The organism is Microbacterium sp. NRRL B-14842 (assembly GCF_050470785.1).
In genome coordinates this window covers 1234091-1259475 of record NZ_JBFLUM010000001.1, presented here as the reverse complement: position 1 = coordinate 1259475, position 25385 = coordinate 1234091, and the positions used below count along the sequence as shown (strand labels likewise).

The window sequence follows — 25385 nt, the reverse complement described above, 5'->3', positions numbered from 1 at the left end:
AACTCGACCGGCCGTCTAGCCGTAGAAGAGCTGCTCGAAGGTTCTCCGGGCACGCCGGGTGACGGCGAGATAGTCCTCTTCGAGCGGTGTCGCCGACCGGGGTGGATAGCCGAGCAGACGGGCCAGGGCATCCAGCTGACGGCGGTCAGCGGGCAGGACGTCGCTCGTCTGACCCGTGAGCAACGTGATGCCTGAACGGAGTCGGCTCGACAGCAGCCACGCCGCCCGGAGGCGCTCCGCGTCGTCCTCCTCGACGAGCCCGGCGCCGACCGCGGCGTCGAGTGCCTGCAGGGTCGACGTGGTGCGCAGGCCGGGGACATCGGTCGCGTGCTGCAGCTGGAGAAGCTGCACGAGCCACTCCACGTCGCTGAGAGTCCCCGGTCCGAGCTTGAGATGACGACGCGGGTCGGTCCCCTGCGGCAGCCGCTCCCCCTCGACCCTGGCCTTGATCCGCTTGATCTCCCGGAGCCCCTGGAGATCGACCGCCTCCGGGTACCGGATGCTGTCCGCGAGTTCCATGAACCGCCCGATGAGCTTCGCGCTGCCGGCGACACCGCGAGCCCGCAGCAGCGCCTGAGCCTCCCACGACAGCGACCAGCGACGGTAGTAGGCCGCGTAGGCGTCGATGGACCGCACGATCGGACCGTTGCGCCCCTCCGGCCGCAGCCCGGCGTCGAGGTCGAGGGGCAGGCGATGATCCGTCAGATGCTCGCGGAGCCCCGCCACGATCCGCGTCGCGAGCTTCTCCGCTCTGCCCGGGTCGACGCCGTTCGCGTCGTACACGTACAGCACGTCCGCATCGGACCCGAAGCCGAGCTCCGCACCGCCGAACCGCCCCATGCCGATGACCGCGAAGTCGAGCGCCGCGTCCTCGGGCGGCACGACCTCGCGGAGGACGGCGCGGAGGCCGGCCTGGATCGTCGCATCCGTGATGTCGGTGAGCGCGGTGGCCACCTCCTCGATGGTGACGACATCGAGGACGGCCGCCATCGCGGTACGCAGGAGCTCGCGACGCCGCAGGGCCCGGACGGCCCGCAGCGCGTCGGCGACCGTCTCATGGCGCGTCTGGATCGCTCGGGCCTCGTCGTCGAGCGCCTGCGCGCTCCGCGGACGCAGTCGCTCGGCGCTGTCCAGCCACGCCACCGACTCCGGGATCCACTCCAGCAGCTCGCCGATGTACCGCGACGACGACAGCAGTCGGGTGAGACTCTCCGCCGCGCCGGAGGAGTCCCGCAGCATGCGCAGGAACCACGAGGTGTCCCCCAGCCGCTCGCTGATGCGGCGGAACGCGAGGAGGCCGTAGTCGGGGTCGCTGCCGTCCGCGAACCAGCGCACCATGACGGGCATGAGGTGCCGCTGGATCGTCGCCTTGCGGCTGAGTCCGCGTGTCAGCGCGCCGATGTGGCGCAGCGCTCCCGCCGGGTCGCGGAACCCGATCGCGGCGAGCCGGTCGTGAGCCTGCTCCGCGGAGAGGGTGCGCTCCTCCTCGGGCAGTCCGGCCACGGCGCTCAGCAGCGGCCGGTAGAAGAGGCGGGTGTGGATGTCGCGCACCTCGCGGCGGACGCTCTCCCACCGCGCCCAGACGCCCTCCCCCGTCTCCGCCAGCTTCGTGCTGCGCGCCAGGATGCGCAGTCCGGCTGGCGTCTTGGGCATGAGGTGGGTGCGGCTGAGGTCGCGCAACTGCAGACGGTGCTCCATGAGCCGCAGCACGCGGTAGTCGTCCGCGAAGGTGCCCGCATCAGCGCGACCGATGTAGCCGCCGGCGACCAGCGCGTCCAGGCTCTCGAGTGTGCCGCGGGTGCGGAGGGAGGCATCGGTGAGACCGTGCACGAGCTGCAGGAGCTGCACCGTGAACTCGATGTCGCGCAGCCCGCCCGCCCCGAGCTTGAGCTGATACGGGGCGTCCTCCGGGTCGATGTGCTCCATGACCCGCTCGCGCATCCGCTGGACGCTCTCGACGAACTCCTCCCTGGCGGCGCTCGACCACACGCGCGGCTGCACGGCATCGATGTAGGCGGCGCCCAGTGCAGGATCGCCGGCGAGGGGACGAGCCTTCAGCAGCGCCTGGAACTCCCAGCTCTTCGCCCATCGGTCGTAGTACGCGACGTGGGAGGCGAGGGAGCGCACGAGCGCTCCCTGCTTGCCCTCGGGGCGCAGTGCCGCGTCGACCTCCCAGAGTGGCGGTTCGACCTCGATGGCGCTGAGGAAGCGCATGGTGTCCCTGGCCAGACGCGTCGCGATGTCGATCGCCTGCGGCTCGGACAGCGTCTCCTCGTCGGACGTGCCCCCGACGAAGATGACATCGACATCGCTGACGTAGTTGAGCTCCCTGGCACCCGCCTTGCCCATGCCGATCACAGCCAGCTGTGTCGTGGCGACGGCATCGCGACCCGCCGACGGCGCCTGGCGCGTGCGGGCGATCGCGAGCGACGCCTCGAGGGCGGCGCCGGCGAGGTCCGCAAGGGAGGCGGCGACCTCGGCGACGACGTCTTCGGGTCGCGGGTGGCCGAGGTCGAACGCCGCGATCTCCGCGAGGTTCCGCCGATACGCGACGCGGAGGGCCACGATCGTCTCGTCCTCCGCGGATCCGGCGAATCCGTCCTCGGCCCCGACGGCGGCGAGCAGCCGATCGCGCCAGACGTCCGCGGCGGGCAGCGCGTCGACGGGCGCCGCAAGCACGTCGAGCTCCTCGGGATGGCGCAGGAAGAACTCGGCCAGCCCCACGGAGGCACCGAAGACGCGCCAGACACGTTGGCGCGTCTCCTCGTCGGTGACAAGGGCCCGCAGCGGGGACGGGTCGCGTCGTGCCACCCGCAACATCCCACGGACAGCCGCGTCGGGATCTGCAGCGACAGACGCCTCGAGCAGCATCGTCCGCGGTACGTCGAGCAGGCTCTCGAGCTCTGCCAGTGACGCCGCGGCCTCGCTCAGCTCGGCGAATCCGAGTCGTGCGAGGGCCGAAAGGGAGACGGAGGCGTCGGGGCGAGCCATGCCGTGCTCAGAGGAGCTCGAGGTTGTTCTTCAGCTCCAGCGGCGTGACCTGACCGCGATACGCCTCCCACTCCTTGCGCTTGTTGAGGAGCACGTAGTTGAAGACCTGTTCCCCGAGCGTCTCCGCGACCAGCTCGGAGGCCTCCATGTACTCCAGGGCGTGGTCGAGGCTGGCCGGAAGCGCCGAGTATCCCAGCGCCCGACGCTCGGCGTCGCTCAGCGCCCAGACATTGTCCTCCGCCTCCGGCGGAAGCTCGTAGCCCTCCTCGATGCCCTTGAGGCCGGCGGCGAGCATGAGCGCGTAAGCGAGGTAAGGATTCGCCGCGGAGTCGAGGGCGCGGTACTCGACGCGCGAGGACTGGCCCTTGTTGGGCTTGTACATCGGGACGCGGACGAGCGCGGAGCGGTTGTTGTGGCCCCAGGTGATGAAGCTCGGGGCCTCGTCGCCGCCCCAGAGCCGCTTGTAGGAGTTGACGAACTGGTTCGTCACCGCGGAGATCTCATTGGCGTGCTTGAGCAGACCCGCGATGAAGTGCCGACCGGTCTTGGAGAGCTGGTACTTCGCACCCTCCTCGTAGAAGGCGTTCTGGTCGCCCTCGAACAGCGACATATGCGTGTGCATGCCGCTGCCGGGCTGACCGCTGAGCGGCTTCGGCATGAACGTGGCGTACACGCCCTGCTCGATCGCGACCTCCTTGATGACCGTCCGGAAGGTCATCACGTTGTCCGCGGTGGTGAGGGCGTCGGCGTAGCGCAGGTCGATCTCGTTCTGGCCGGGGCCGCCTTCGTGGTGGCTGAACTCCACGGAGATGCCGAGGTCCTCCAGCATGCGGACGGAGCGCCGACGGAAGTCGTGCGCGGTGCCACCGGGGACGTTGTCGAAGTAGCCCGCGGAGTCGACGGGCACGGGCCCCTCGGGGCCGAAAGACGACGACTTGAGCAGGTAGAACTCGATCTCCGGGTGCGTGTAGAACGTGAAGCCCGCATCGGCGGCCTTCGCGAGCGTGCGCTTCAGCACGTGACGGGGGTCGGCCACCGCGGGCTGCCCGTCGGGCGTGGTGAGGTCGCAGAACATGCGGGCGGTCGGGTCGATCTCCCCCCGCCACGGCAGCGTCTGGAAGGTCGTCGGGTCGGGCTGGGCGAGCAGATCGGACTCGTAGGTGCGGGTCAGCCCCTCGATGGCGGAGCCGTCGAAACCGATGCCCTCGGCGAAGGCGCCCTCGACCTCGGCCGGCGCGATGGCGACGGACTTGAGCGTGCCGATCACGTCGGTGAACCACAGGCGCACGAACTTGACGCCGCGCTCCTCGATCGTCCGGAGGACGAAGTCCCTCTGCTTGTCCATGGCTACTCTGCGCCCTGGCCCTTCTCCGCACCGAAGCCGCTGGTGGGCTTCGCGTCCCAGCCCTGCTCCGCGGCCTCTTCCTCGGCCCAGGCACGCGACCGCTCCTTGAGCACCTCGGGGGCGCGGTGCGCCTCGGCCTCCGTGTCGAACGGACCGATGCGGTCGATGGACGGCGAGAGCATGCCGAACTCGACCTCGCCCGTGGCGGAGTTGTACCAGTACTTGTGATCGCCGTCGGTCATGGCTGCTCCTTCTTCCCGCGAGCGGTTGGGGTGATGTCATCGATCCTACTGGCGTGCACCGTGGTCGCTAAGCTATCGGCCATGGCAAAAGCGATCGGCGTCGACATCGGCGGCACGGGCATCAAAGCGGGAATCGTCGACCTCGAACACGGCACCATGGCCTCGGATCGGGTACGTGTGCCCACTCCGGCCGGCGCGGCACCGGAAGACGTCCTCGTCGCGGTGCAGACGGTCCTGAAGACGCTCGACGTGCATGAGTCGACCCTGCCGCTCGGCGTGGCGTTCCCCGCGATCGTCAAGCGCGGGAAGACGCTGTCCGCCGCCAACGTCTCGAAGGAGTGGATCGACTTCGATGCCGAGCGCTTCTTCCGCGACGGCCTCGGCCGGAACATCGTCTTCGTGAACGACGCCGACGCCGCCGGCGTCGCGGAGGCCCGCCACGGCGCGGCGCGCGACGTGCTCGGCTTCACGCTGCTGACCACGCTCGGCACCGGGATCGGCTCCGCGTTCCTGTACGACGGCGTCCTGCTGCCGAACACGGAGCTCGGACACCTGAACTTCCGCGAGTACGAGTCCGTCGAGACGTATGCGGCCACCTCGGCGCGCGAGCGCGAGGGCCTGAGCTGGGAGGAGTGGGCCGAGCGCCTGCAGGCGTTCTACTCCCACATCGAGTTCCTGTTCAGCCCCGACCTGTTCGTGGTCGGCGGCGGCGTGTCGAAGAACGCGGGCGACTTCCTGCCGCTGCTCGACCTGAAGACGCCGATCGTCCCCGCGATCCACCGCAACAACTCCGGCATCATCGGCGCGGCCTCGCTCGCCGGCGACTGACCCTTCGACGGGCTCAGGGACCCAACGAGAGAAGGCCCCGATGACGGTAGTCATCGGGGCCTTCTGCGTTCGGGGCGAATGGGCCGACCTGTACGCCGGGTTCTGTTCCGGGGTTCTTCGCCCCTTCGACGGCCATCTCTCTCGGCGACACGTTGCCGTGCCGCTCCAGCGGTCTACCCGAGGACTCGGCGAGCCGCGTCATCATCCTCTGTCTGACCTTGCTCCGGGCGAGGTTTACCTGGCGGGCCGTGTCACCACGGCCCCCGGTGGTCTCTTACACCACCCTTTCACCCTTACCCCTCGCGGGGCGGTCTGCTCTCTGTGGCACTATCTCGCGGATCACTCCGGGTGGGTGTTACCCACCGCCCTGCCCTGTGGAGCCCGGACGTTCCTCGGTGCGGTTGCCCGCCACGCGACCGTCCAGTCGACCCATTCGCCCGTCCAGTCTACGGGGCCTCACTTCTCCGCGGAATCCGCGATGCGCAGGTCGAGGGGCACGTCGATCGGGAAGGTGCCGAACAGGCGGGTCGTCGCGACGGCGGCGGCCTCGCGGACGGCGTCGGCCGCGGCCTCCGCGTGCTCCTGCGGCGTGTGCAGGATGACCTCGTCGTGCAGGAAGAACGCCAGGTGCGGTTCCCGGGCGAACGGTCCTGACGCCTCCGCGGCGCCGAAGACCTCGGGGAGCTGCGCCAGGCGGTGGCGGATCTCCGCGAGCCAGATGAGCGACCACTCGGCCGCGGTGCCCTGGACGATGAAGTTCCGGGTGAAGCGCCCCCACTCCCGCGCGCGGCGGCGGGCGAGGGAGACCACGGCGGGGTCGGCATCGGCGCCGGTGGCGTCGGCCTGCAGCCGCATCCACTCCGTGGACGGACGCGGCGAGGAGCGACCGAGCCAGGTCGAGACGATGCCGCCGTCCTCCCCCACGCGCGCCGCGTCGTCGACGAGCGCCATCGCGCGCGGGTACACCTTCCGCAGCCGGGGAACGAGTCGCCCGCTGTCGCCGCTGGTAGCGCCGTACATCGCTCCCAGCACCGCGTACTTCGCCTCCTCGCGCGTCGCGACGGCACCGGACGCGACGACGCCGGCGTAGAGGTCGCCGCCACGCGCCGCGTCCGCCATCGCCTCGTCGGACGCCATGGCCGCGAGCATCCGCGGCTCGAGCTGGGCGACGTCCGCGACGACGAGTGCCCAGCCCGGATCCGCGCGTACGGCGGGGCGGAGGTTGCGCGGCAGCTGCAGCGCACCGCCGCCGGCCGATGCCCACCGTCCGGTGACGACGCCCCCGGGGATGTACACCGGACGGAAGCGGCCGTCCTGGACCCATTCCGACAACCAGGTCCAGCCGTTCGCGCTGAGCAGGCGAGACAGCTTCTTGTAGGCGAGGAGCGGTTCGATCACCGGGTGCTCGTGGGCGGACAGCTCCCACTTGCTCGTGGACTCCACCGACACGCCGACACGGTGCAGGGCCCGCAGCAGCTTCGGCTGACTGTCCAGATGCAGCGTGGGGTCGTCGAGCAGGGCCCGCACCTCGTCGCCGCGTTCCACCATCCGTCGGGGCAGCCCGCCCGCTGCCGGACGCGCACCCAGCGTCTCGGTGAGGATCGCGTCATGCACCCCCGCGTCCCAGGGCAGCCCCGCGACGCGCATCTCCTCGGCGATCAGCCCGCCGGCCGACTCCGCAGCGCAGAGCAACGTCAGGCGGCCGTCCGTTGCCTCCGCCATCACGTTCCGCTGCGCGCGGTACTGCTCGAGCGCCGCCGTGATCGCGTCTTCGCCCGACTCCTCATCGAGGACGTCGAACAGGGAGGGGGTGGTGTCGACCGGGTCGCGACGCTCCCAGCCCGCGGCCGGGGGCAGCGGGGTGTTCACCATGGCGGTGTCGCGCAGGATCGCATGGCAGAGGACGAGGTCGTGGCTGCGCGTGATCCGGACCCCGGCGTTCAGCAGCAGCGCGTAGATCTCCGCCGCACTGCGGATGATCCATCGCGGCGTGTCGGCGGCTTCGACCTCAGCCACCCAGCCGGCGAGTTCGGACGCGGGGAGGAGGGTGCGCTGCTGCTCCTCGTCATGCTCGTCCAGCTCGATCGCGGCGTACTCCCCCGCACCGAGGCCGATCAGCGCGAGACGTCGCTCCGGGCCCGACGCCGGCACCGTCACGGGCGGTGCGCGCCGGATGCGCTCACGACGAGAGTCCCGACTCCTCAGTGCGCACGAGGATGCAGCCGCACTCGGGGCACGAGACCACCTCGTCCTCGGGCGCGCGACGGATGTCGTTGAGATCAGTGCCGGGGAGCATCATCCGGCACCCCTCGCACGTACCGCGGGTGAGGAGCGCGGCTCCGGCGCTGTTCACGGCGCGGCGATCGTACTCCGCGAGCAGGGGCGCGGGAACCGTGGCGGCGACGGCCTCCCGGTCGCGCGCGAGCTGGGCGCCGAGCTCGGTCGCCGCAGCGACGTCGGCCTTGCCCTGGGCGGTGAGAGCGCTGCCCTCCGCGGTCGTCGCGTCCAACAGGGCCTGCTGCGCGGCCACGGCGGCGTCGGCCTCCTCGAACCGGCCCATGATGTCGAGCTCGGCATCCTCGAGGTCGCTCAGGCGCTTGGCGAGGCTGGCGAGCTCGTGCTCCAGGGCCTGCGCCTCCTTCGGATTGGTGGCTGCCGCGAGGCGCTGGGCATCGCGGTCGCGGCGCTGCTCGGCGAGCGCGACATCGGACTCCAGCCGCGAAAGCTCCGTGCGGGCGTCATCCCTGGCACCGGTCAGAACCGTGAGCTCACGGAGCTGCTCCTGCCGGATGGCGACGAGTTCGGCGATCCGGCCCGCCTGGCTCGGCCGGGTGCGGGCTCGTTCCGCCTGCGCGATGCGCCGGTCGAGGTCCGCGATGTCGAGCAGGGTGCGCTGGTTCTCCGGGGTGGCGTTCACGCTCTCAAATCTAGTCGCTGCCGGGCCGAGCGCCGCATCACCGGATGTCGCCGTCCACGTAGAACCACGTCCGGTCCTCCCGGACGAAGCGGCTGCGCTCGTGCAGCGATCCGCGCGTGCCGCCCTGACGCCAGAAGGCCTCGAACTCGACCACGCCCACAGTGTCGAAAGGGCCGCCCGCCACGCGATCCACGATCACCAGCCGCCGCCATTTCAGGGCCGCCTCGAAGGTGATCGCCTCCGGACGCGTATCCGGGTGCCAGGTGCGGAGCAGGTACGGCCCGTCCTCCCGTACGAACGCCGTGTACCGCGAGCGCATCAGCCGCTCGGCGGTCGGCGCCGGGGCACCGTCGAGGAGGGGTCCGCAACAGGCGGCGAAGGTGTCGCCGGAGGCACAGGGGCAGCGGGCGGACTCCGTCATGAGAGCGCGACGATCAGGGTCATGCCTGCCAGCATCGCGCGGAGGGCCGCGACCCGCCAACTCGCTCTACGCTGGAGGCACGCCAACGGAGGAGCAACGATGACCACTGTCCCCACCTTCCGCGCCCACAACGGCTTCACCCTGCCGGCTCTCGGCCTCGGGACGTACCGCCTGAACGGCGACGCCGGAGCGGATGCCGTCGCCCAGGCCCTCCGTGCCGGATACCGGCTCGTTGACTCGGCCTTCAACTACGAGAACGAGGGCTCTGTCGGGCGCGGCGTCGCATCCGCAGGCATCCCCCGCTCCGAGGTCATCGTGACGACGAAGCTCCCCGGACGGCACCACGCCCGCGCGACGGCGACAGCCAGCATCGAGGAGAGCCGCTCACGCCTCGGCCTCGATGCGACCGACCTGCACCTCATCCACTGGCCGAACCCGAGCCAGGACGAGTACGTCGAGGCATGGACGGCTCTCGTGGACGCTCAGGCGCGCGGCGTCGTCCGCCAGATCGGCGTCTCGAACTTCCTCCCTGAGCATCTCGAGCGCATCGAGCGGGAGACAGGGGTCCGACCGGTCGTGAACCAGATCGAGGTGCACCCGTACTTCCCGCAGGAGGAGCAGCTGGCGTATCACAGCGAACGCGGCATCCTCACCGAGGCCTGGAGCCCGCTGGGTCGCGCGCAGGCTCTCCTCGACGAGGATGTCGTCCGCGAGGTGGCCGCCGCTCACGACATCACCCCGGCGCAGGCCGTCCTCGCCTGGCACGTGGCCAGAGAGACCGTCGCGATTCCAAAGGCATCCTCCGCGGCGCATCAGGCCGCGAACCTCGCCGCGGCCGCCGTGGTGCTCGATGACGCGGAGGTCGCTGCGATCACGGCGCTCGGACGCGCAGACGGGCGCCTGTTCGACGGTGACCCCGCCGTGCACGAGGAATCCTGAGTCACGACCGCTCAGACGCTCTGCGTGCCGAGGACGCGCAGGAACTCCAGCTTTCCGGCGGCCTCGCTGCCCGGCTGCGCTGTCAGGACGATGAGCGCCTGTGACTCGTCCTCCGTGAACAGCGCCTGACAGTCCACCTCGATCTCCCCCAGCTCCGGGTGGACGATCACCTTGTGCTGCTCGAAGCGACGGGCGACCTCGTGGGCCGCCCAGAGCTGCACGAACTCGGGGCTGCGCTCCGACAGGTCGGCCACGATCTCCCCGGCCCGCGACCGCGCGCCCATCGTTCCGTACGCCGCGCGCAGCGCCGCCACCAGTGCCCGGGACTGCCGGGGGTGATCGACCTCCCGGTACCGGCGTCGCTCCTCGTCCGGTCGCGCGAACCAGCGATGGATGCCGCTCCGGTCAAGGCCGGTCAGGGCGCTCGCGTCACCGATCAACGCCCGCGAGGCGTCGTTCTGCACCAGCACCTCGTCGAGAGGCGAGACCACGAACGCCGGGGTGTCGTGCAGACGATCGAGCACGCGGAGGATGCCGGGGCGGACGTAATCGGTGACCACCGTCCGATCGGGTGCGCTGAGCCCGCTCAGTCGATACAGGTAGTCGCGCTCGTCGGATGACAGACGCAGGGCACGAGCGAGGGCGAGGATCTGCGCGCTCGGCTGCGGGCCCCGACGCTGCTCGAGACGTGTGTAGTAGTCCGTCGACATGGTCGCCAGCTGCGCGACCTCCTCCCGCCGCAGTCCCGCCGTCCGCCGACGCGGCCCCTCAGGCAGCCCCACATCGGCGGGACGGAGCGCCTCCCGACGGCGCAGGAGGAAGTCGGCCAGGGCATCGCGATCCATCCGTGCAGTATCCCCCGGACACCGGACGGGATCCAGGGACCGCCGATCCCCCGATCAGCCGTCTCTGGAACGGCGCCGGTGCAGCGCCGAGGCTGAGGTCATGGACATCACCGGAAACACCATCTTCATCCCCGGCGCGACGAGCGGGATCGGTCTGGCGCTGGCACTCCGACTGCAGGAGCGCGGCAACACCGTGATCGTGGGAGGGCGACGAGAGGACCGGCTGGCCGCGATCGCCGCCGAGCATCCCGCACTCCGCACCGTCCGCATCGACACCACGGACCCGGGAAGCATCGACGAGGCCGCGGCCGCAGTCCTCGTCGCGCACCCGACGCTGAACGTGCTCATCACGATGGCGGGCATCATGCGCGCGGAGGACTGGACCACGCCGGCCGGCTTCCTGTCCACCGCCGAGGAGACCGTCACGACGAACATCCTCGGCCCGATCCGTCTCATCGCCGCCTTCATCGAGCACCTGCGAGCCCAGCCCGCGGCGACCATCATGACCGTCTCCTCCGGTCTCGCCTTCGCGCCCCTGAAGGTCACGCCCACGTACAACGCGAGCAAGGCGGCGATCCACATGCTCAGCGAGTCGCTCCGGCTCCAGCTCGCGGGGACGACCGTCGCGGTGCAGGAGCTCGAACCGCCGGCGGTGTGCACGGATCTCATGCCCGGGCACGCGGAGAACGATGCTGCTCTGCCCCTCGACGCGTTCATCGACGAGGTCATGTCCCTCATCGAGACCCAGCCCGACGCGACCGAGATCCAGGTCGAGCGGGTGAAGTTCCTCCGCTACGGCGAGGCTCGTGGCGACTACGACGAAGTCGTCGCGGTGCTCAACCGCACCGATCCGCACGGTCGATGAACGCGGTGGATGGCCGGCCGCCCCACCGCCGTCACGCCTGCAGGGACGCGGCGACCGCGGTGAGCGCGTCGGCGGACTCCCGCAGCAGTCCGAGCTCCCGATCCGAGAACGCGGTCGTGCGGATCGGCACCGCGCCCGCGGCGCTGACGATGGACGGAACGGACAGGGCGACCCCGTCGATCCCGTGGAAGTCGTGGAGCACCGTGCTCACCGGCATCACCGCATGCTCGTCCCGGAGGATCGCCTCCACGATGCGCGCACTGGAGAGTCCGATCGCATAGTTCGTGGCGCCCTTCCCCTGGATCACCTTGTAGGCGGCATCGCGGACGTCGACGGCGATCTCGTCCAGCTCCTCCAGGGTGAAGCGCGGGTGGTCCGGGGTCTCCCAGTCGAGGATCGGGACCGTGCCGATCGTCGCCCGCGACCAGAGCGGGAACTCGGTGTCGCCGTGCTCTCCGATGATGTGGGCGTGCACGCTCGCCGTGGACACTCCCGCCCGCTCCCCCAGCTTCCAGCGCAGCCGAGACGTGTCGAGCACGGTGCCCGACGCGAAGATGCGCTCCGGCGGCAGTCCGGTCTCCTGCTGCGCGATGACCGTGAGCACGTCGCACGGGTTCGTGACGATGACGTAGACGGCGTTCGGCGCGACGGCGAGCAGCTCCGGCATCAGGCGCCGGATGATGCCGGCGTTCACCCCGGCGAGCTCGGTGCGCGTCTGTCCAGGGTTCTGTTTCGCTCCCGCGGTGATGACCACGACATGGGAACCTGCGGCCACGGAGATGTCACTTCCGCCGATGATGTCGCTGCTGCCCGTGAACTGCGTGCCGTGCGCGAGGTCCAGCACCTCGGCCTCGACCTTCTCGGTCGCGATGTCGTACAGGGCGACGTGGCGTGCCGAGCCACGGATGAGCGCGGCGTAGGCGACGCTGGACCCCACGCTTCCCGCGCCGACGACGGTGAGCTTCGAGTTCTCGATGATCTCCATGCGCCCATCCTGACAGCGCGGGCGCTGTGACGGCAGGGGTCTCGCCGGGAGAATCGCAGCGTCATCACACCGCCGCGGCGACCGCCTCTGCTGCGGTCCGATGGGTGAACCGGAAGCCGGACTGCTCCAGCACTTCCGGCCGCACATCGGCGTCGGGGAGCAGCAACGACTCGGCGGCATCGCCGAGGGCGAGGCGCAACGCCCACCGGGGAGCGGGCAGCCAGAACGGCCGGTGCATCCGCTGCGCGAGCGCGCGGCCGATCTCATTGGCTGATGCCCTCGTGGGTCCGGCGAGATTGACGGGCCCCGCGAGCTTCTCATCGAGGACATGGCGGATGCCGCGCACCTCGTCCTCCAAGGAGATCCACGGCCAGATCTGTGTGCCCGTCCCCAGAGGGCCGGCGACGCCGAGCTTCGTGAGCGTGATCATCGGACGGAGCACACCCCGGCGATGGATCACCGGTGCCGTCCGCAGCAGGGCGACCCGCGTGTGGTCCTCGGCGCGCCGCGCCGCGGTCTCCCACCGCACGGTGAGGTCGGCGAGGAAGGTGCTGCCGGGTCCGGAGTGCTCGGTGAGCACCTCGCCCGGCGCCGAGCCGTAGTAGCCCACGGCCGAGGCGGAGAGGAATGCCGGCGCGTCGGTGCGCAGGGCGCGCAGCGCGGTGGTGAGGGTGTTCGTCGCGTCGAGCCGCGATTCGACGAGTTGACGTCGATACCCGCGCGTCCACGGCAGGCGTCCGACGCTCGCACCGCCGAGGGCCACGACGGCCTCGGCGCCGGCGAGAACATCCGGGTCGAGGGCTGCGTCGCCCGGCGCCCACTCGACCTCGCCCTCCGCCTGCGGGGCCCGTCGCACCAAGGTGCTCACGTCGATCCCGTCGGCGCGGAGCGCGGCGGTGAGCGCGGATCCGATGAGGCCCGATGCCCCACTGATGACGATGCGTCGCTCCATTGCCGCTCCCCGCTGCAAACGATACGGGTGGGCCCTGCCGGGATCGAACCGACGACATCCACGGTGTAAACGTGGCGCTCTACCAGCTGAGCTAAAGGCCCTGGTGCGCTCAGTCTATCCGGGCGCGGATGCGCACCCGTGTCGTGGAAGAGGGCTAGGCTGAGGTCGGCGCGCGTTGTGCACGGCCGACAAGGCTGCCCGTGTCGCTTCCCGTTTCCTTGGCATGACCTGCCAGCTTGACGAAAGGTTCCCCCGTGACCGTCCACGACCAGGATCCGTACTCTCAGGGCCCCCTCGACAGCGATCCGGAAGAGACCGGTGAGTGGCAGCAGTCGCTCGACGAGCTGGTGGACGCCAAGGGCCACGGCCGCGGGCGCGAGATCATGCTCAGCCTGCTCAAGCGCTCCAAGGAACTGCACCTGAACGTGCCGATGGTTCCGACCACCGACTACATCAACACCATCGCCCCGGAGAACGAGCCCGAGTTCCCCGGCGACGAGGAGATCGAGCGCCGCTACCGCGCCTGGATCCGCTGGAACGCCGCCATCACGGTGCACCGCGCCCAGCGCCCCGGCATCGGCGTCGGCGGTCACATCTCGACCTACGCGTCCTCCGCGGCGCTGTACGAAGTGGGCTTCAACCACTTCTTCAAGGGCGCGGACCACCCCGGTGGTGCCGACCAGATCTTCATCCAGGGCCACGCCTCCCCCGGCACCTATGCCCGCTCGTTCCTCGAGGGTCGCCTGACCGAGGACCAGCTCGACGGCTTCCGCCAGGAGAAGTCGCACGCGCCGAACGGCATCCCTTCGTACCCGCACCCGCGCCTCATGCCGGAGTACTGGCAGTTCCCGACGGTGTCGATGGGTCTCGGCCCGATCAACGCCATCTACCAGGCGATGTCGAACAAGTACCTCGAGAACCGGGGCATCAAGGACACCTCGCAGTCGCACGTCTGGGCCTTCCTCGGCGACGGCGAGATGGACGAGGTCGAGAGCCGGGGTCAGCTCCAGGTCGCCGCGAACGAGGGTCTCGACAACCTCACCTTCGTCGTCAACTGCAACCTGCAGCGCCTCGACGGCCCGGTGCGCGGCAACGGCAAGATCGTCCAGGAGCTCGAGTCGTTCTTCCGCGGCGCGGGCTGGAACGTCATCAAGGTCGTCTGGGGCCGGGAGTGGGACGACCTGCTCGCCCGCGACACCGAGGGCGCGCTGCTCAACCTCATGAACGTCACCCCCGACGGGGACTACCAGACGTACAAGGCCGAGTCCGGCGCCTACATCCGTGAGCACTTCTTCGGCCGCGACGAGCGCACCGCCGCCCTGGTCAAGGACTACTCCGACGACGACATCTGGAACCTGAAGCGCGGTGGCCACGACTACCGCAAGGTCTACGCCGCCTTCAAGGCCGCGACCGAGCACAAGGGCAAGCCGACCGTCATCCTCGCGAAGACCGTCAAGGGCTACGGGCTCGGCCCGCAGTTCGAGGGCCGCAACGCGACCCACCAGATGAAGAAGATGACGCTGGACAACCTCAAGACGTTCCGCGACGCGATGCACATCCCGATCACGGACGCGCAGCTCGAGGAGAACCCCTACCTGCCCCCGTACTACAACCCGGGACCGCAGGACGAGACGATCCAGTACATGCTCGAGCGCCGTAAGGCCCTCGGCGGCTTCCTCCCGGAGCGCCGTTCGACCCACGTGGGCCTCTCCCTGCCCGAGGACAACGCCTACGCGCTGCCGAAGAAGGGCTCCGGCACGCAGGAGATCGCCACGACCATGGCGTTCGTCCGCCTGCTGAAGGACCTGCTGCGCTCGAAGGAGTTCGGCCACCGGATCGTGCCGATCATCCCCGACGAGGCGCGCACGTTCGGCATGGACGCGTACTTCCCGACCGCGAAGATCTACAACCCCAACGGCCAGCACTACACCTCGGTCGACCGGGAGCTGCTGCTCGCCTACAAGGAGAGCCCGCAGGGCCAGATCGTCCACGTCGGCATCAACGAGGCCGGCGCCGTCGCGGCGTTCACCGCAGCGGGCACCTCGTACGCCACGCACGGCGAGCCGCTGATCCCGATCTACATCTTCTACTCGATGTTCGGTTTCCAGCGCACCGGCGACGCCCAGTGGGCGGCCGGCGACCAGATGGCCCGCGGCTTCATCATCGGCGCCACCGCCGGACGCACGACCCTGACGGGTGAGGGCCTCCAGCACGCCGACGGCCACTCGCACCTGCTCTCCTCCACCAACCCGGCGACGGTGTCCTACGACCCCGCGTACGGCTACGAGATCGCGCACATCATGCGCTCCGGTCTCGAGCGGATGTACGGCGGGCAGCACGAGGACCCGAACGTCATGTACTACCTCACCGTGTACAACGAGCCGATGGTGCAGCCCGCCGAGCCGGCCGACGTGGACGTGGACGGCATCGTCCGCGGTATCCACCGCGTCTCCATCGGCGAGGGCGACGGCCCCCGTGCGCAGCTCTTCGCCTCCGGCGTCGGTCTGCCGTGGGCGCTCGAGGCGCAGGAGCTGCTGAAGAAGGACTGGGGCGTCGTCGCCGACGTGTGGTCGGTCACCTCGTGGACCGAGCTGCGCCGTGACGGCCTCGCCGCCGACGAGCACAACTTCCTCCACCCGGAGCAGGAGCCGCGCACCGCGTACCTCACGCAGAAGCTCCAGGGCGCCGAGGGTCCCGTCGTCGCGGTCAGCGACTTCATGCACGCCGTGCAGGACCAGATCCGCCCGTGGGTTCCGAACCGCTTCGCCACGCTCGGCGCCGACGGCTTCGGGTTCTCGGACACCCGTGCCGCGGCACGCCGCTTCTTCAAGATCGACGGACCGTCGATCGTCGTGCGCACGCTGCAGGCACTGGCCGAGGAGGGCAAGGTCGACCGCGGCCTCTCCGCTCAGGCCATCGAGAAGTACCGCCTGCACGACGTGAACGCCGGCACGAGCGGCAACGCAGGCGGCGAAAGCTGAGTCCTCGGTGACAGCTGCCTCCGCCGCCGGCATGGACAAGGCCGCCACGCTCACCTGGCTCCGCCGGATCTCCGGTGACATCGCCACGGTGACGATCAAGCGGCTGGAGGACACCCTCCCCTGGTACGCCGACATGCCACCGGCCCGCCGCTCCGCGGTCGGGCTGGTGGCGCAGGCGGGCATCACGTCATTCATCCAGTGGTACGACGACCCCACGTCCACCCCATGGATCGCCGCGGACATCTTCGCCGCCGCTCCCCGTGAACTGCTGCGGAGTGTGAGTCTGCAGCAGACGCTCCAGCTCATCCGCGTCACCGTCGAGGTGACCGAGGAGCGGGTCGCGGGCAAGGGCGCGGATCTCCGAGAGGCCATCCTGCTCTACTCGCGGGACGTGGCGTTCGCGGCGGCCGACGTCTACGCCCGCGCCGCCGAGGCCCGCGGCCTCTGGGACGCACGGCTCGAAGCGCTCGTCGTCGACTCGATCCTCACCGGCGAGGCCGACGAGGAGCTGCCCAGCCGGATCGCCGCGCTCGGGTGGCACGGTCACGGGGAGGTCGCTGTCCTCGTCGGGACCACGCCCCCGCAGTTCGACGTCGATCTGGTGCGCCGCACCGCGCGCAAGCTCGCGGTCGACGTGCTCATCGGGGTACAGGGCTCGCGACTCGTCCTCGTACTCGGACGCGCGCGCGTCGAGGGTCAGGAGGGCGAGGACGAGGAGCTCGGGTTCCAGGAGATCGCCACGCGTCTGGAGCCCTCGTTCGGCCCGGGCTTCGTCGTGCTGGGCCCGGCGGTCGCCGCCCTCGTCGACGCCAGCCAGAGTGCTCGTGCGGCCCTGGCCGGATTCGCCGTCGCCCGGGCCTGGCGCGGCGCACCGCGGCCCGTCGAGGCCGACGACCTCCTCCCCGAGCGCGCCCTCGCCGGCGATCCGCTCGCGAAGCAGACCCTCATCGAGCGCATCTACCGCCCGTTGCAGGCGCACTCGACCGACCTCGTCACGACGCTCTGGAGCTACCTGGACAACGGCCGGTCCCTCGAGGCGACGGCCCGCGAGCTCTTCGTGCATCCCAATACCGTGCGCTACCGCCTCAAGCGGGTGAGCGAGGTCATCGGGTGGGACGCGACCGGGCCCCGCGAGGCGCTCATCCTGCAGACCGCACTCATCCTCGGCTCCATCGGAGCCGCGGAGCAGGTCCGGCGCCGTTCGCCTCTGCGTCGCCCTCCGCGCTGACCGAGACGGCGAACCTGTGCGCCACACACAAGGGTTCCGCGCAATCTTGTGATGGATCATCCACCGTTCTGCAGCGATCGTTGGCAGACTGGGTGGGTGATTGTCGTCGTCTGCCCTGGACAGGGCTCGCAGACCCCCGGATTCCTCGCCCCCTGGCTCGAGCTCGACGGAGTGGAGGAGCGTCTCGCCGCCTACTCCGAGGCCGCGCAGGTCGATCTCCGCGCGCACGGCACCGAATCGGACGCGGACGCCATCCGCGACACGCGCGTCGCCCAGCCGCTGATCGTGGCCGCCTCCCTCGTCGCCGGTGACGCTCTCGTGGCCGCCGCCGGTCGCCGCGCCGACGGCATCGCCGGGCACTCCGTCGGGGAGATCGCCGCTCTCGTCGGTAGCGGTGTCCTGGACGCCACGACCGGCATGCGCCTCGTCGGCATCCGTGGGCGGGCGATGGCGGATGCCGCGGCCCAGACCCCGACCGGGATGAGCGCGGTCCTCGGCGGTGACGAGGAGACGCTCCTCGCCCGACTCGCCGAGCTCGGCCTCGCGCCGGCGAACTTCAACGGCGGCGGGCAGATCGTCGTCGCCGGCCCTCTTCCGGCCCTGGCGGCCCTCGCCGAGGATCCGGTCAAGGGCACGCGCGTGGTGCCGCTCCAGGTCGCCGGCGCGTTCCACACCGACTACATGTCCTCCGCCGTCTCGATTCTCCGCGACGCTGTGGCCGACGTCCAGCCGGCCGACCCCGAGATCACGCTCTGGACCAACCGCGACGGCTCCGTCGTGACCGACGGAGCGACGGCGCTCGACTATCTCGTCGATCAGGTCTCCTCCCCCGTGCGGTGGGACCTCTGCATGACCTCCTTCGCCGACGCCGGCGTGACCGGCGTCATCGAGCTCGCCCCCGCCGGCGCCCTGGTCGGTCTCGCCAAGCGCGGCCTGCGCGGCGTGCCGACGGTCGCCGTGAAGACCCCCGAAGACCTCGAAGCCGCCGTCGCGCTGCTGAACGGAGAAGCCGCATGACCGCCTCCCTCGCCCAGATCGCCGGGCCCGCCTACACCCGCATCTACGCCTTCGGCGCGGCTCGCGGCGAGAACGCGGTGCCCAACGAAGACCTCATCGGGCCCATCGACTCGAGTGACGAGTGGATCCGGCAGCGCACCGGCATCATCACGCGCGTCCGGGCCGACAAGGGGACGGACGCCATCGACCTCGCGACCGAGGCGGCGGCCGAGGCCATCGAGAAGTCGGGTGTGCCGGCCGACCAGGTAGACCTCGTCATCGTCGCGACCATCAGCAACCCGAAGCAGACGCCGTCGGTCTCCGCGATCGTGGCGGACCGCGTCGGCGCCAACCCCGCTGCGGCGTACGACATCAACGCGGCCTGCGCCGGCTACGCGTACGCGGTGGCGCAGGCCGACGCGCTCATCAAGGCCGGTGCCGCCCGCCACGCCCTCGTGATCGGCACGGAGAAGCTGTCCGACGTCGTCGACCCCACGGACCGCAGCATCTCGTTCCTCCTCGGCGACGGCGCTGGCGCGGCTCTCATCGGCCCGAGCGACACGCCGGGCATCGCCCCTGCCGTCTGGGGCAGCGACGGCTCCAAGGCCGACGCCGTCGGCATGAACGGCACCCTCACCGACTTCCGCGACGGCGTGGTGCCGTGGCCGACGCTCCGCCAGGAAGGTCCGACGGTCTTCCGCTGGGCGGTCTGGGAGATGGCGAAGGTCGCCCGCGAGGCGCTGGAGAAGGCCGGGATCGAGGCCTCCGACCTCGCCGCCTTCATCCCGCACCAGGCGAACATGCGCATCATCGACGAGTTCGCCAAGCAGCTCGGCCTTCCGGAGACCACCGTCATCGCCCGTGACATCGAGACCACCGGCAACACGTCGGCCGCCTCGATCCCCCTCGCCAGCCACCGCCTCATGGCCGAGCACCCGGAGCTCTCCGGCGGCCTCGCCCTGCAGATCGGCTTCGGCGCCGGCCTCGTCTTCGCGGCCCAGGTCGTCGTCCTCCCCTGAAGACGCGCCGACCTTCCCTAGACTGTTCCACGGTTCCGAATACAACCCGTAAGAAAGAGGAAGACCACCATGGCTTTCACCAACGATGAGGTCCTCGCCGGCCTCGCAGAGCTGATCACCGACGAGACCGGCATCAACGCCAGCGAGGTCGCCCTGGAGAAGTCGTTCACGGACGACCTCGACATCGACTCGATCTCGATGATGACGATCGTCGTCAACGCCGAGGAGAAGTTCGGCGTCACCATCCCCGACGACGAGGTCAAGAACCTGAAGACCGTCGGCGACGCCGTCAACTTCATCGTCGCGGGCCAGGAGTAATCCCGCCAGGATGCCACCCTCGCCCCGCGCGAGGCGTGGCATCCTCCGGCCCTGCCCATCCCCCGCACGAACTCGTTTCGACAAGGAACCACACCTCATGACCAAGCGCATCGTCGTCACCGGCATCGGCGCCACCTCCGCCATCGGCGGGACGGCCCCGGAGAACTGGGACAACCTCCTCGCCGGTGCCTCCGGCGCCCGCACGATCGAGCACGACTGGGTGCAGGAGTACGACCTCCCCGTCACGTTCGCCGCCTCTGCGAGCGTCCGTCCGGAAGAGGTGCTGCCCCGCCACGAGGCGAAGCGTCTCGACCCGTCTTCGCAGTTCGCCCTCATCGCGGCGCGCGAGGCCTGGGCGGACGCGGGCTCGCCAGAGGTCGCTCCCGAGCGCCTCGGCGTCGACTTCGCGACGGGCATCGGCGGCCTGTGGACGCTGCTGGACGCCTGGGACACGTTGCGTGAGAAGGGCCCGCGCCGGGTCATGCCGCTGACCGTGCCGATGCTGATGCCGAACGCGGCCGCCGGCAACCTGTCGCTGCAGTTCGAAGCCCGGGCCTACGCGCAGACCGTGGTCAGTGCCTGCGCCTCCAGCACCGAGTCGATCATCCACGCGTTCCACCACCTTCAGGAGGGCCTGGCCGACGTCGTCATCGCCGGTGGCACCGAGTCGGCGATCCACCCGATCACGATGGCCGCCTTCGCCTCCGCGCAGGCGCTGTCGCGTCGTAACGACGACCCGGCCCACGCCTCGCGACCCGGCGCGATCGACCGCGACGGCTTCGTGATGGGCGAGGGTGCCGCCGCCCTCATCCTCGAGACCGAGGAGCATGCCAAGGCCCGCGGCGCGAAGATCTACGGCTACATCCTCGGAGGCGGTGTGACCGCCGACGCCTACCACATCACCGGCAACGACCCCGAGGGCAAGGGTGCGGCGCGTGCCGTCGTCCAGGCACTCGAGGAGGCCGGCATCACCCCCGACCAGGTGACGCACATCAACGCCCACGCGACCTCGACCCCGGTCGGGGACCCCAACGAGTACGTCGCGCTGAAGAACGTCTTCGGCGACCGGATCGACGAGATCCCGGTGTCGGCCACCAAGGCGTCGACCGGACACCTGCTGGGCGGCACAGGAGCGCTGGAGGCGATCTTCTCCCTCCTCGCGCTGCGGGACCGCGTGGCCCCGCCGACGATCAACATGACCGAGCCGGACCCGGAGGTCCCCTTCCGTCTGTCCGGAGAGGCGGCTCCGCTCGGCGACGGCCCGCAGATCGCCATCAGCAACTCGTTCGGCTTCGGCGGACACAACGCCGTGCTCGTGCTCGGCGGCGTCGACTGACCGCTTCCGCATGCACGACGAAGGCCCCCGGGAAGTGAACCGGGGGCCTTCGTCGTGCGCGGTCCGCTCTGGCCCGTCGACAGGCTCAGGGACCCAGGGGCGCGCTCGCCCGGACGGCAAGGCGCTGCGAACGCTCCCGACGTCGGCGCTCGATGCGTGGGAGGAACCAGCCGATCAGCGGACCGACGCCGAATGCGAACAGCACGGTGCCGACGCCGACGGGGCCGCCGAGCAGGAAGCCGACCAGCAGCACGGAGCCCTCGATGACCGTCCGGGCCAGCCAGACCGGCCACCTGGTCACTCGCACGAGGCCGGTCATGAGTCCGTCGCGCGGTCCGGGACCGAAGTCGGCCGCGATGTAGAGACCGGTGGCGAACGCCAGCAGTACGAGTCCGAACACGAACATGGGGGCCCCGACCCACACGGACGGCGGAGCAGGCAGCACGAGGAGCGTGAGATCCGCGAACGGGCCGATGAGCAACGCGTTGAGCAGGGTGCCGAGGCCCACCCGCTGACGGAGCGGGATCCACAGCAGCAGGACGACGATCGAGATGAGCACCGTGACGACCCCGTACCCGAGTCCCGTCCAGCCCGCGACGCCCAGCGACAGGACGTCCCAGGGCGCGACGCCGATGCCGCCCCGCACCATGAAGCCGAGGGCGACACCGTAGAGGAAGAGCCCGCCCACGAGCTGCGCGAGCCGCTCGACCAGGTCCCGACGGCTGGTCGCGGTGAAAGGCAGGAAGACGGCACGGAAGAGCATCTCTCCATCGTGGCCCGTGCGAAGACCTCCGAGGACGACCACTGAGCGAAAAGTGGCCTGCACATGGAAGGCCACTTTGCGGCAGTCTGGAGGCATGGCATCCCGTCTCGTCACGCAGCTCGGCATCCAGGACCTCGACGACACCTCGGCGTCCGGTCTCGCCGACCGCATCAGAGCGCTCATCCTCGACGGTCGCCTCACCGTCGGCGAGCGACTGCCGAGCGAGCGCGCCCTCGCCCTCGAGCTGCGACGGTCCCGGTCGACCATCACCCGCGCGTACGGCGTGCTGGAGGCCGCCGGCTACGTGTCCCGGCATCACGGCGGCAGCACCCGCGTCGCGCTCCCGCACGGCCCGTCGATAGCCACCCCCGGCCGGGACGACGAGGCGATCGACCTCTCGATCGCCTCCATGGACTCGACCCCCGGTCTGTACGACGCCACCGTGCGCTCACTCCCCCGACTCGCGGCTCTGCGCGGTACGAGCGGCTACTCGCTGCAGGGTCTTCCCGAGCTGCGTGAGGCCGTGGCCCGCCGGTTCACCGAACGCGGCGCGGTCACCACGCCGGACGAGATCATGATCACCTCCGGCGCCCTGAACGCCGTCAACCTCATCCTCACGGCGATCGGCCGCCGGGGCGAACGCGCCCTCGTGGAGCAGCCGACCTTTCCGCACGCGCTCGAGGCGCTGCACCGCCACGGCTACCGTCTGGTCCCCACACCGGTCGACACCGACGGCTGGGACACCCGGCACCTCACCGACACGCTGCTGACGGCTCGGCCGCACGTCGCCTACCTCATCCCGGACTTCCACAACCCCACCGGCGCGACGCTGCCGCAGGAGGAGCGGTCCCGGATCGCCACGACGGCCCGGAATACGGGCACCCATCTGATCGTGGACGAGACGACGGCGGAACTCGACATCGACCGCGGATGGGCTCCGGTGCCCATGGCGGCCGAGGGCCCGAACGTCATCACGGTCGGGTCGATGTCGAAGATCGCCTGGGGAGGCATGCGCATCGGCTGGGTGCGCGCCGAGCGCTCGGTCATCGCTCGACTGCTGGCCGTCCGTCCCTCGTTCGAACTCGGCACAGCGCTCCTGGAGCAGTGCATCGCCGTGGAGCTTCTCGACGACGTCCCGGCGCTCACCCATCATGTCCGACGCCGCCTCACGGCGGGGCGGGACGCGGTGGCTGCGGGGATCGCGGATATCCCGGGGATGCGCATGCCGGCGACGCCCGGCGGCCTCTCCGCCTGGATCGACCTCGGTGCCCCCTTGTCGACCACGCTCTCCCTCGCCGCACGGGAACGGGATCTCATCCTCCCACCCGGGCCGCGCTTCACGACCGGCGGCGTGCTGGAGCGCCGCCTCCGGGTCCCGATCACGCTTCCCCCCGAGCGGACGGCGGAGGCGATGACGCGCCTGGCGCAGGCCTGGGCGGACGTGCGCGGCGGTGGAGTGGACGCCACCGCCGACCTTGCTCACGCCGCAGTGATCTGACCGGCACAGACGAAGACCCCGCCCGGTCACCCGGGGCGGGGTCCTCGTCGAGCGGAGCGGGGATTCGTCTTCTCAGCGTCCGGGATCACTCACCGGCATCCGATACTCACGCCTCCGCGCTCCTGGTCTCAGCGGCCGGTCAGCCGACCTTGTGGAGCCAGACGACGCGCGCGTCGTCGCTGGCGTGACGGAAGGGTTCCAGCTCCTCGTCCCAGGCGGAGCCCAGGGCGACGTCGAGCTCGCGCTGCAGCTCGACGGCGTTTCCCGCGGCGATCTCCATCGCGTAGCGGATGCGGTCCTCGCCGATGACGATGTTGCCGGCGGCGTCGGTCTGGGCGTAGTGGATCCCGAGGTCTGGGGTGTGCAGCCACCGACCGCCGTCACTGCGCGGAGTGGGATCCTCGGTCACTTCGAACCGGAGGTGCTCCCAGCCGCGGATCGCGGTCGCGAGGGCAGCGCCGGTTCCGACGGGGCCGTCCCAGTAGAACTCGGCGCGGCGGGCGCCGGTCAGCACGGGCTGCTCGGTCCAATCGAAGTTCACCGCACGCCCGATAGCGCGACCCACCGCCCATTCCAGGTGCGGGCAGAGCGCGCGAGGCGCCGAGTGGATGAACACCACTCCGCGTGCGTAAGCCGTCGCCATGATCTCTCCGTTTCATCAGGTGCGTCTTCCCCTACGACCTGAACCACGAAGTGGCGAGAGTATGCGGTTGTGCGCCCATTCTCGCCGAGTTCCCGCGAAATCACAAGCGTGTGATTCGACGACGAAGGCCCCGGTCCGCGGACCGGGGCCTTCGGGCGCTTCGACGAGCTCAGCGACCCACCGTGGGGACACTCAGCGACCCACCGTGGGGACGCTCAGCGACCCACCGTGGGGACGCTCAGCGACCCACCGTGGGGACGCTCAGCGACCCACCGTGGGGACGCTCAGCGACCCACTGTGGGGACGCTCAGCGACCCAGTGTGCGGAGGCTCACGCCTCGCTCATGGCCTGCTTGACCTGCTGGCCCTTGGCGGCGTAATAGGCCGCGCGGGCGGCGTCCTTGCGGGCCTGCTCGGCATAGCCGAACTCGAGCACGTCCTGCGGGACCTCGACGTTCGGGACGTCGTCGGTGCCGTGGTACTTCTCGATGTACGCGTCGAGCTCGGGACCGGACGTCCACGAGGTGATGAGGCAGTAGCGCGGGTCGGTGCCGTTGTGCGTGGCCGCGTGCCACAGGCGCTGGGTGTCGACGATGAGCTGCGCACCGGCCGGCAGGGCGATGCGGTACTCGATGCTGGGGTCCGTGCGGTTCTCGCGCAGGACGAAGTAGCTGTCCTTGTCGTCGGTGAGGTTGAAGAACCCGCGCACGACCCAGCCGGTGCCGTCCGGGTTCAGACGGTTGTTGTCGTCCTGGTGCAGGTTGTAGAGGCAGTCGCCGTACGGGGTCGGCTGCAGCTCGATGACGCGGCAGCGACCGACGTTCGCGCCCGGCTCCTGCGCGCGACGCGTGAGGTTCGGGGCCTTGGCGGTCTGCTCGTCGATCCAGACGCCGTCCTTGTCGGTGCGCGGCGGCTTGTGGTTCCAGAAGCCGTTGCACTCGATGTCACCGAAGGCGCTGGCGAGGGGCGCGAACCGGGTGTCGCCCGAGGACTTCCAGTCGACGTACTCGATGTCGAGCCACTCCTTGGGGTCGGCCTCCTGGTCGTAGCTGTCGAGGACGACGAAGCCCTTCTCCTCCAGCGCTGCGGACTTGATGTATCCCATGATCGAGTCATGTTCCTTTCATCGGGGGCCAGCACGTTTTAACAGGCCCTGATAAGGCAAGGCTAACAGCGGGACCTGGCGCTCCCCCGGAGGGTCACCGTGGATAAGCGAATAGACTGGGCGGGGCACCCGGCGCGTCCGTGGCGCCTGTCGCTACGGGAGGACGAGA

Annotated in this window: 22 protein-coding genes, 1 tRNA gene and 1 other RNA gene; 10 read left to right on the top strand and 14 right to left on the bottom strand. The window is 70.3% G+C overall.

The window, feature by feature from the left end; all coding sequences use genetic code 11:
- Positions 1-15: 15 nt before the first annotated feature.
- The 3 genes from AB1285_RS06315 to AB1285_RS06305 are packed head-to-tail and all read right to left on the bottom strand — an operon-like array spanning position 16 to position 4578.
- The gene (locus tag AB1285_RS06315; protein ID WP_370428890.1) at positions 16-2991 is read right to left on the bottom strand and encodes a bifunctional [glutamine synthetase] adenylyltransferase/[glutamine synthetase]-adenylyl-L-tyrosine phosphorylase; all 2976 of its coding nucleotides are present in this window, start codon (positions 2989-2991) and stop codon (positions 16-18) included.
- 7 nt (positions 2992-2998) lie between these two features.
- On the bottom strand, positions 2999-4336 hold the full coding sequence (glnA, locus tag AB1285_RS06310; RefSeq protein WP_071329447.1) for a type I glutamate--ammonia ligase: 1338 nt from the start codon (positions 4334-4336) through the stop codon (positions 2999-3001).
- Between the two features lie 2 nt (positions 4337-4338).
- Positions 4339-4578 (bottom strand): SPOR domain-containing protein, encoded by a 240-nt coding sequence (locus AB1285_RS06305; RefSeq protein ID WP_187661592.1) that lies wholly within the window; start codon positions 4576-4578, stop codon positions 4339-4341.
- Positions 4579-4659: 81 nt separating this feature from the next.
- On the opposite strand from AB1285_RS06305, the gene ppgK reads away from it, so the two are divergent.
- Positions 4660-5406 carry a polyphosphate--glucose phosphotransferase gene (gene ppgK / locus AB1285_RS06300; RefSeq protein ID WP_025103605.1) on the top strand — a complete coding sequence of 249 codons (747 nt, stop codon included), beginning with the start codon at positions 4660-4662 and terminating at the stop codon, positions 5404-5406.
- A 75-nt stretch (positions 5407-5481) separates the two neighbouring features.
- Here the strand turns inward: ppgK and rnpB are convergent.
- The 4 genes from rnpB to AB1285_RS06280 form a co-directional block, all read right to left on the bottom strand.
- An RNA gene (gene rnpB, locus AB1285_RS06295) (RNase P RNA component class A) lies at positions 5482-5838 on the bottom strand.
- Positions 5839-5862: 24 nt separating this feature from the next.
- Positions 5863-7563 carry a bifunctional 3'-5' exonuclease/DNA polymerase gene (locus tag AB1285_RS06290; RefSeq protein ID WP_187661593.1) on the bottom strand — a complete coding sequence of 567 codons (1701 nt, stop codon included), beginning with the start codon at positions 7561-7563 and terminating at the stop codon, positions 5863-5865.
- A 22-nt stretch (positions 7564-7585) separates the two neighbouring features.
- Positions 7586-8323: a zinc ribbon domain-containing protein gene (locus tag AB1285_RS06285; protein WP_292793635.1), complete on the bottom strand. Its 738-nt coding sequence runs from the start codon at positions 8321-8323 to the stop codon at positions 7586-7588.
- 37 nt (positions 8324-8360) lie between these two features.
- Positions 8361-8744, bottom strand: a complete 384-nt coding sequence (locus tag AB1285_RS06280; protein WP_187661595.1) for a YchJ family protein — start codon at positions 8742-8744, stop codon at positions 8361-8363.
- Positions 8745-8843: 99 nt separating this feature from the next.
- Here AB1285_RS06280 and AB1285_RS06275 point away from each other — a divergent pair, with 99 nt between their 5' ends.
- Positions 8844-9683, top strand: a complete 840-nt coding sequence (locus AB1285_RS06275) for an aldo/keto reductase (protein WP_187661596.1) — start codon at positions 8844-8846, stop codon at positions 9681-9683.
- 11 nt (positions 9684-9694) lie between these two features.
- Here the strand turns inward: AB1285_RS06275 and AB1285_RS06270 are convergent, their stop codons facing one another.
- On the bottom strand, positions 9695-10528 hold the full coding sequence (locus tag AB1285_RS06270) for a helix-turn-helix transcriptional regulator (protein WP_370428891.1): 834 nt from the start codon (positions 10526-10528) through the stop codon (positions 9695-9697).
- Between the two features lie 100 nt (positions 10529-10628).
- On the opposite strand from AB1285_RS06270, the gene AB1285_RS06265 reads away from it, so the two are divergent.
- On the top strand, positions 10629-11393 hold the full coding sequence (locus AB1285_RS06265; RefSeq protein WP_292793641.1) for an SDR family oxidoreductase: 765 nt from the start codon (positions 10629-10631) through the stop codon (positions 11391-11393).
- Positions 11394-11424: 31 nt separating this feature from the next.
- On the opposite strand, the gene AB1285_RS06260 is transcribed toward AB1285_RS06265, so the two are convergent.
- The 3 genes from AB1285_RS06260 to AB1285_RS06250 form a co-directional block, all read right to left on the bottom strand.
- Positions 11425-12378 carry an L-lactate dehydrogenase gene (locus AB1285_RS06260; RefSeq protein ID WP_370428892.1) on the bottom strand — a complete coding sequence of 318 codons (954 nt, stop codon included), beginning with the start codon at positions 12376-12378 and terminating at the stop codon, positions 11425-11427.
- Positions 12379-12442: 64 nt separating this feature from the next.
- Positions 12443-13330, bottom strand: a complete 888-nt coding sequence (locus AB1285_RS06255; RefSeq protein ID WP_259952427.1) for a TIGR01777 family oxidoreductase — start codon at positions 13328-13330, stop codon at positions 12443-12445.
- Positions 13331-13358: 28 nt separating this feature from the next.
- A tRNA-Val gene (locus AB1285_RS06250) sits at positions 13359-13431 on the bottom strand.
- A gap of 153 nt (positions 13432-13584) precedes the next feature.
- Between AB1285_RS06250 and aceE the strand changes: the two genes are divergently transcribed.
- From aceE to AB1285_RS06220, 6 genes are all read left to right on the top strand, one after another.
- Positions 13585-16311, top strand: a complete 2727-nt coding sequence (gene aceE / locus AB1285_RS06245) for a pyruvate dehydrogenase (acetyl-transferring), homodimeric type (RefSeq protein WP_187661601.1) — start codon at positions 13585-13587, stop codon at positions 16309-16311.
- A 31-nt stretch (positions 16312-16342) separates the two neighbouring features.
- Positions 16343-17539, top strand: coding sequence for a PucR family transcriptional regulator (locus AB1285_RS06240; protein ID WP_187664166.1), 1197 nt, complete (start codon positions 16343-16345; stop codon positions 17537-17539).
- 96 nt (positions 17540-17635) lie between these two features.
- Positions 17636-18556, top strand: a complete 921-nt coding sequence (locus tag AB1285_RS06235; RefSeq protein WP_292793650.1) for an ACP S-malonyltransferase — start codon at positions 17636-17638, stop codon at positions 18554-18556.
- Positions 18553-19554, top strand: a complete 1002-nt coding sequence (locus AB1285_RS06230) for a beta-ketoacyl-ACP synthase III (protein WP_259952297.1) — start codon at positions 18553-18555, stop codon at positions 19552-19554. The genes AB1285_RS06235 and AB1285_RS06230 overlap by 4 nt, the downstream gene beginning before the upstream one ends.
- A 69-nt stretch (positions 19555-19623) precedes the next feature.
- Complete coding sequence (locus AB1285_RS06225; protein ID WP_017202249.1) at positions 19624-19872, top strand: acyl carrier protein; 249 nt, start codon at positions 19624-19626, stop codon at positions 19870-19872.
- A gap of 97 nt (positions 19873-19969) precedes the next feature.
- A complete protein-coding gene (locus AB1285_RS06220) occupies positions 19970-21208 on the top strand; it encodes a beta-ketoacyl-[acyl-carrier-protein] synthase family protein (protein ID WP_187661604.1) in 1239 nt (412 codons plus the stop codon).
- Between the two features lie 85 nt (positions 21209-21293).
- Here AB1285_RS06220 and AB1285_RS06215 read toward each other — a convergent pair whose 3' ends face one another.
- The gene (locus AB1285_RS06215) at positions 21294-21971 is read right to left on the bottom strand and encodes a YczE/YyaS/YitT family protein (protein ID WP_259952293.1); all 678 of its coding nucleotides are present in this window, start codon (positions 21969-21971) and stop codon (positions 21294-21296) included.
- A gap of 94 nt (positions 21972-22065) precedes the next feature.
- Here AB1285_RS06215 and AB1285_RS06210 point away from each other — a divergent pair, with 94 nt between their 5' ends.
- Positions 22066-23469: a PLP-dependent aminotransferase family protein gene (locus AB1285_RS06210; protein ID WP_370428893.1), complete on the top strand. Its 1404-nt coding sequence runs from the start codon at positions 22066-22068 to the stop codon at positions 23467-23469.
- Between the two features lie 139 nt (positions 23470-23608).
- Here AB1285_RS06210 and AB1285_RS06205 read toward each other — a convergent pair whose 3' ends face one another.
- Both AB1285_RS06205 and AB1285_RS06200 read right to left on the bottom strand, forming a co-directional pair.
- The gene (locus AB1285_RS06205; protein ID WP_187661607.1) at positions 23609-24112 is read right to left on the bottom strand and encodes a DUF3145 domain-containing protein; all 504 of its coding nucleotides are present in this window, start codon (positions 24110-24112) and stop codon (positions 23609-23611) included.
- A gap of 330 nt (positions 24113-24442) precedes the next feature.
- A complete protein-coding gene (locus AB1285_RS06200; RefSeq protein ID WP_025103622.1) occupies positions 24443-25216 on the bottom strand; it encodes a hypothetical protein in 774 nt (257 codons plus the stop codon).
- Positions 25217-25385 lie beyond the last annotated feature (169 nt).

Coding starts and splice junctions, on each gene's coding strand:
- AB1285_RS06315 (WP_370428890.1), bottom strand. CDS start 2,991: ATGGCTCGCCCCGACGCCTCCGTCTCCCTTTCGGCCCTCGCACGACTC.
- glnA (WP_071329447.1), bottom strand. CDS start 4,336: ATGGACAAGCAGAGGGACTTCGTCCTCCGGACGATCGAGGAGCGCGGC.
- AB1285_RS06305 (WP_187661592.1), bottom strand. CDS start 4,578: ATGACCGACGGCGATCACAAGTACTGGTACAACTCCGCCACGGGCGAG.
- ppgK (WP_025103605.1), top strand. CDS start 4,660: ATGGCAAAAGCGATCGGCGTCGACATCGGCGGCACGGGCATCAAAGCG.
- AB1285_RS06280 (WP_187661595.1), bottom strand. CDS start 8,744: ATGACGGAGTCCGCCCGCTGCCCCTGTGCCTCCGGCGACACCTTCGCC.
- AB1285_RS06275 (WP_187661596.1), top strand. CDS start 8,844: ATGACCACTGTCCCCACCTTCCGCGCCCACAACGGCTTCACCCTGCCG.
- AB1285_RS06270 (WP_370428891.1), bottom strand. CDS start 10,528: ATGGATCGCGATGCCCTGGCCGACTTCCTCCTGCGCCGTCGGGAGGCG.
- AB1285_RS06265 (WP_292793641.1), top strand. CDS start 10,629: ATGGACATCACCGGAAACACCATCTTCATCCCCGGCGCGACGAGCGGG.
- AB1285_RS06260 (WP_370428892.1), bottom strand. CDS start 12,378: ATGGAGATCATCGAGAACTCGAAGCTCACCGTCGTCGGCGCGGGAAGC.
- AB1285_RS06255 (WP_259952427.1), bottom strand. CDS start 13,330: ATGGAGCGACGCATCGTCATCAGTGGGGCATCGGGCCTCATCGGATCC.
- AB1285_RS06240 (WP_187664166.1), top strand. CDS start 16,343: ATGGACAAGGCCGCCACGCTCACCTGGCTCCGCCGGATCTCCGGTGAC.
- AB1285_RS06230 (WP_259952297.1), top strand. CDS start 18,553: ATGACCGCCTCCCTCGCCCAGATCGCCGGGCCCGCCTACACCCGCATC.
- AB1285_RS06225 (WP_017202249.1), top strand. CDS start 19,624: ATGGCTTTCACCAACGATGAGGTCCTCGCCGGCCTCGCAGAGCTGATC.
- AB1285_RS06220 (WP_187661604.1), top strand. CDS start 19,970: ATGACCAAGCGCATCGTCGTCACCGGCATCGGCGCCACCTCCGCCATC.
- AB1285_RS06215 (WP_259952293.1), bottom strand. CDS start 21,971: ATGCTCTTCCGTGCCGTCTTCCTGCCTTTCACCGCGACCAGCCGTCGG.
- AB1285_RS06210 (WP_370428893.1), top strand. CDS start 22,066: ATGGCATCCCGTCTCGTCACGCAGCTCGGCATCCAGGACCTCGACGAC.
- AB1285_RS06205 (WP_187661607.1), bottom strand. CDS start 24,112: ATGGCGACGGCTTACGCACGCGGAGTGGTGTTCATCCACTCGGCGCCT.
- AB1285_RS06200 (WP_025103622.1), bottom strand. CDS start 25,216: ATGGGATACATCAAGTCCGCAGCGCTGGAGGAGAAGGGCTTCGTCGTC.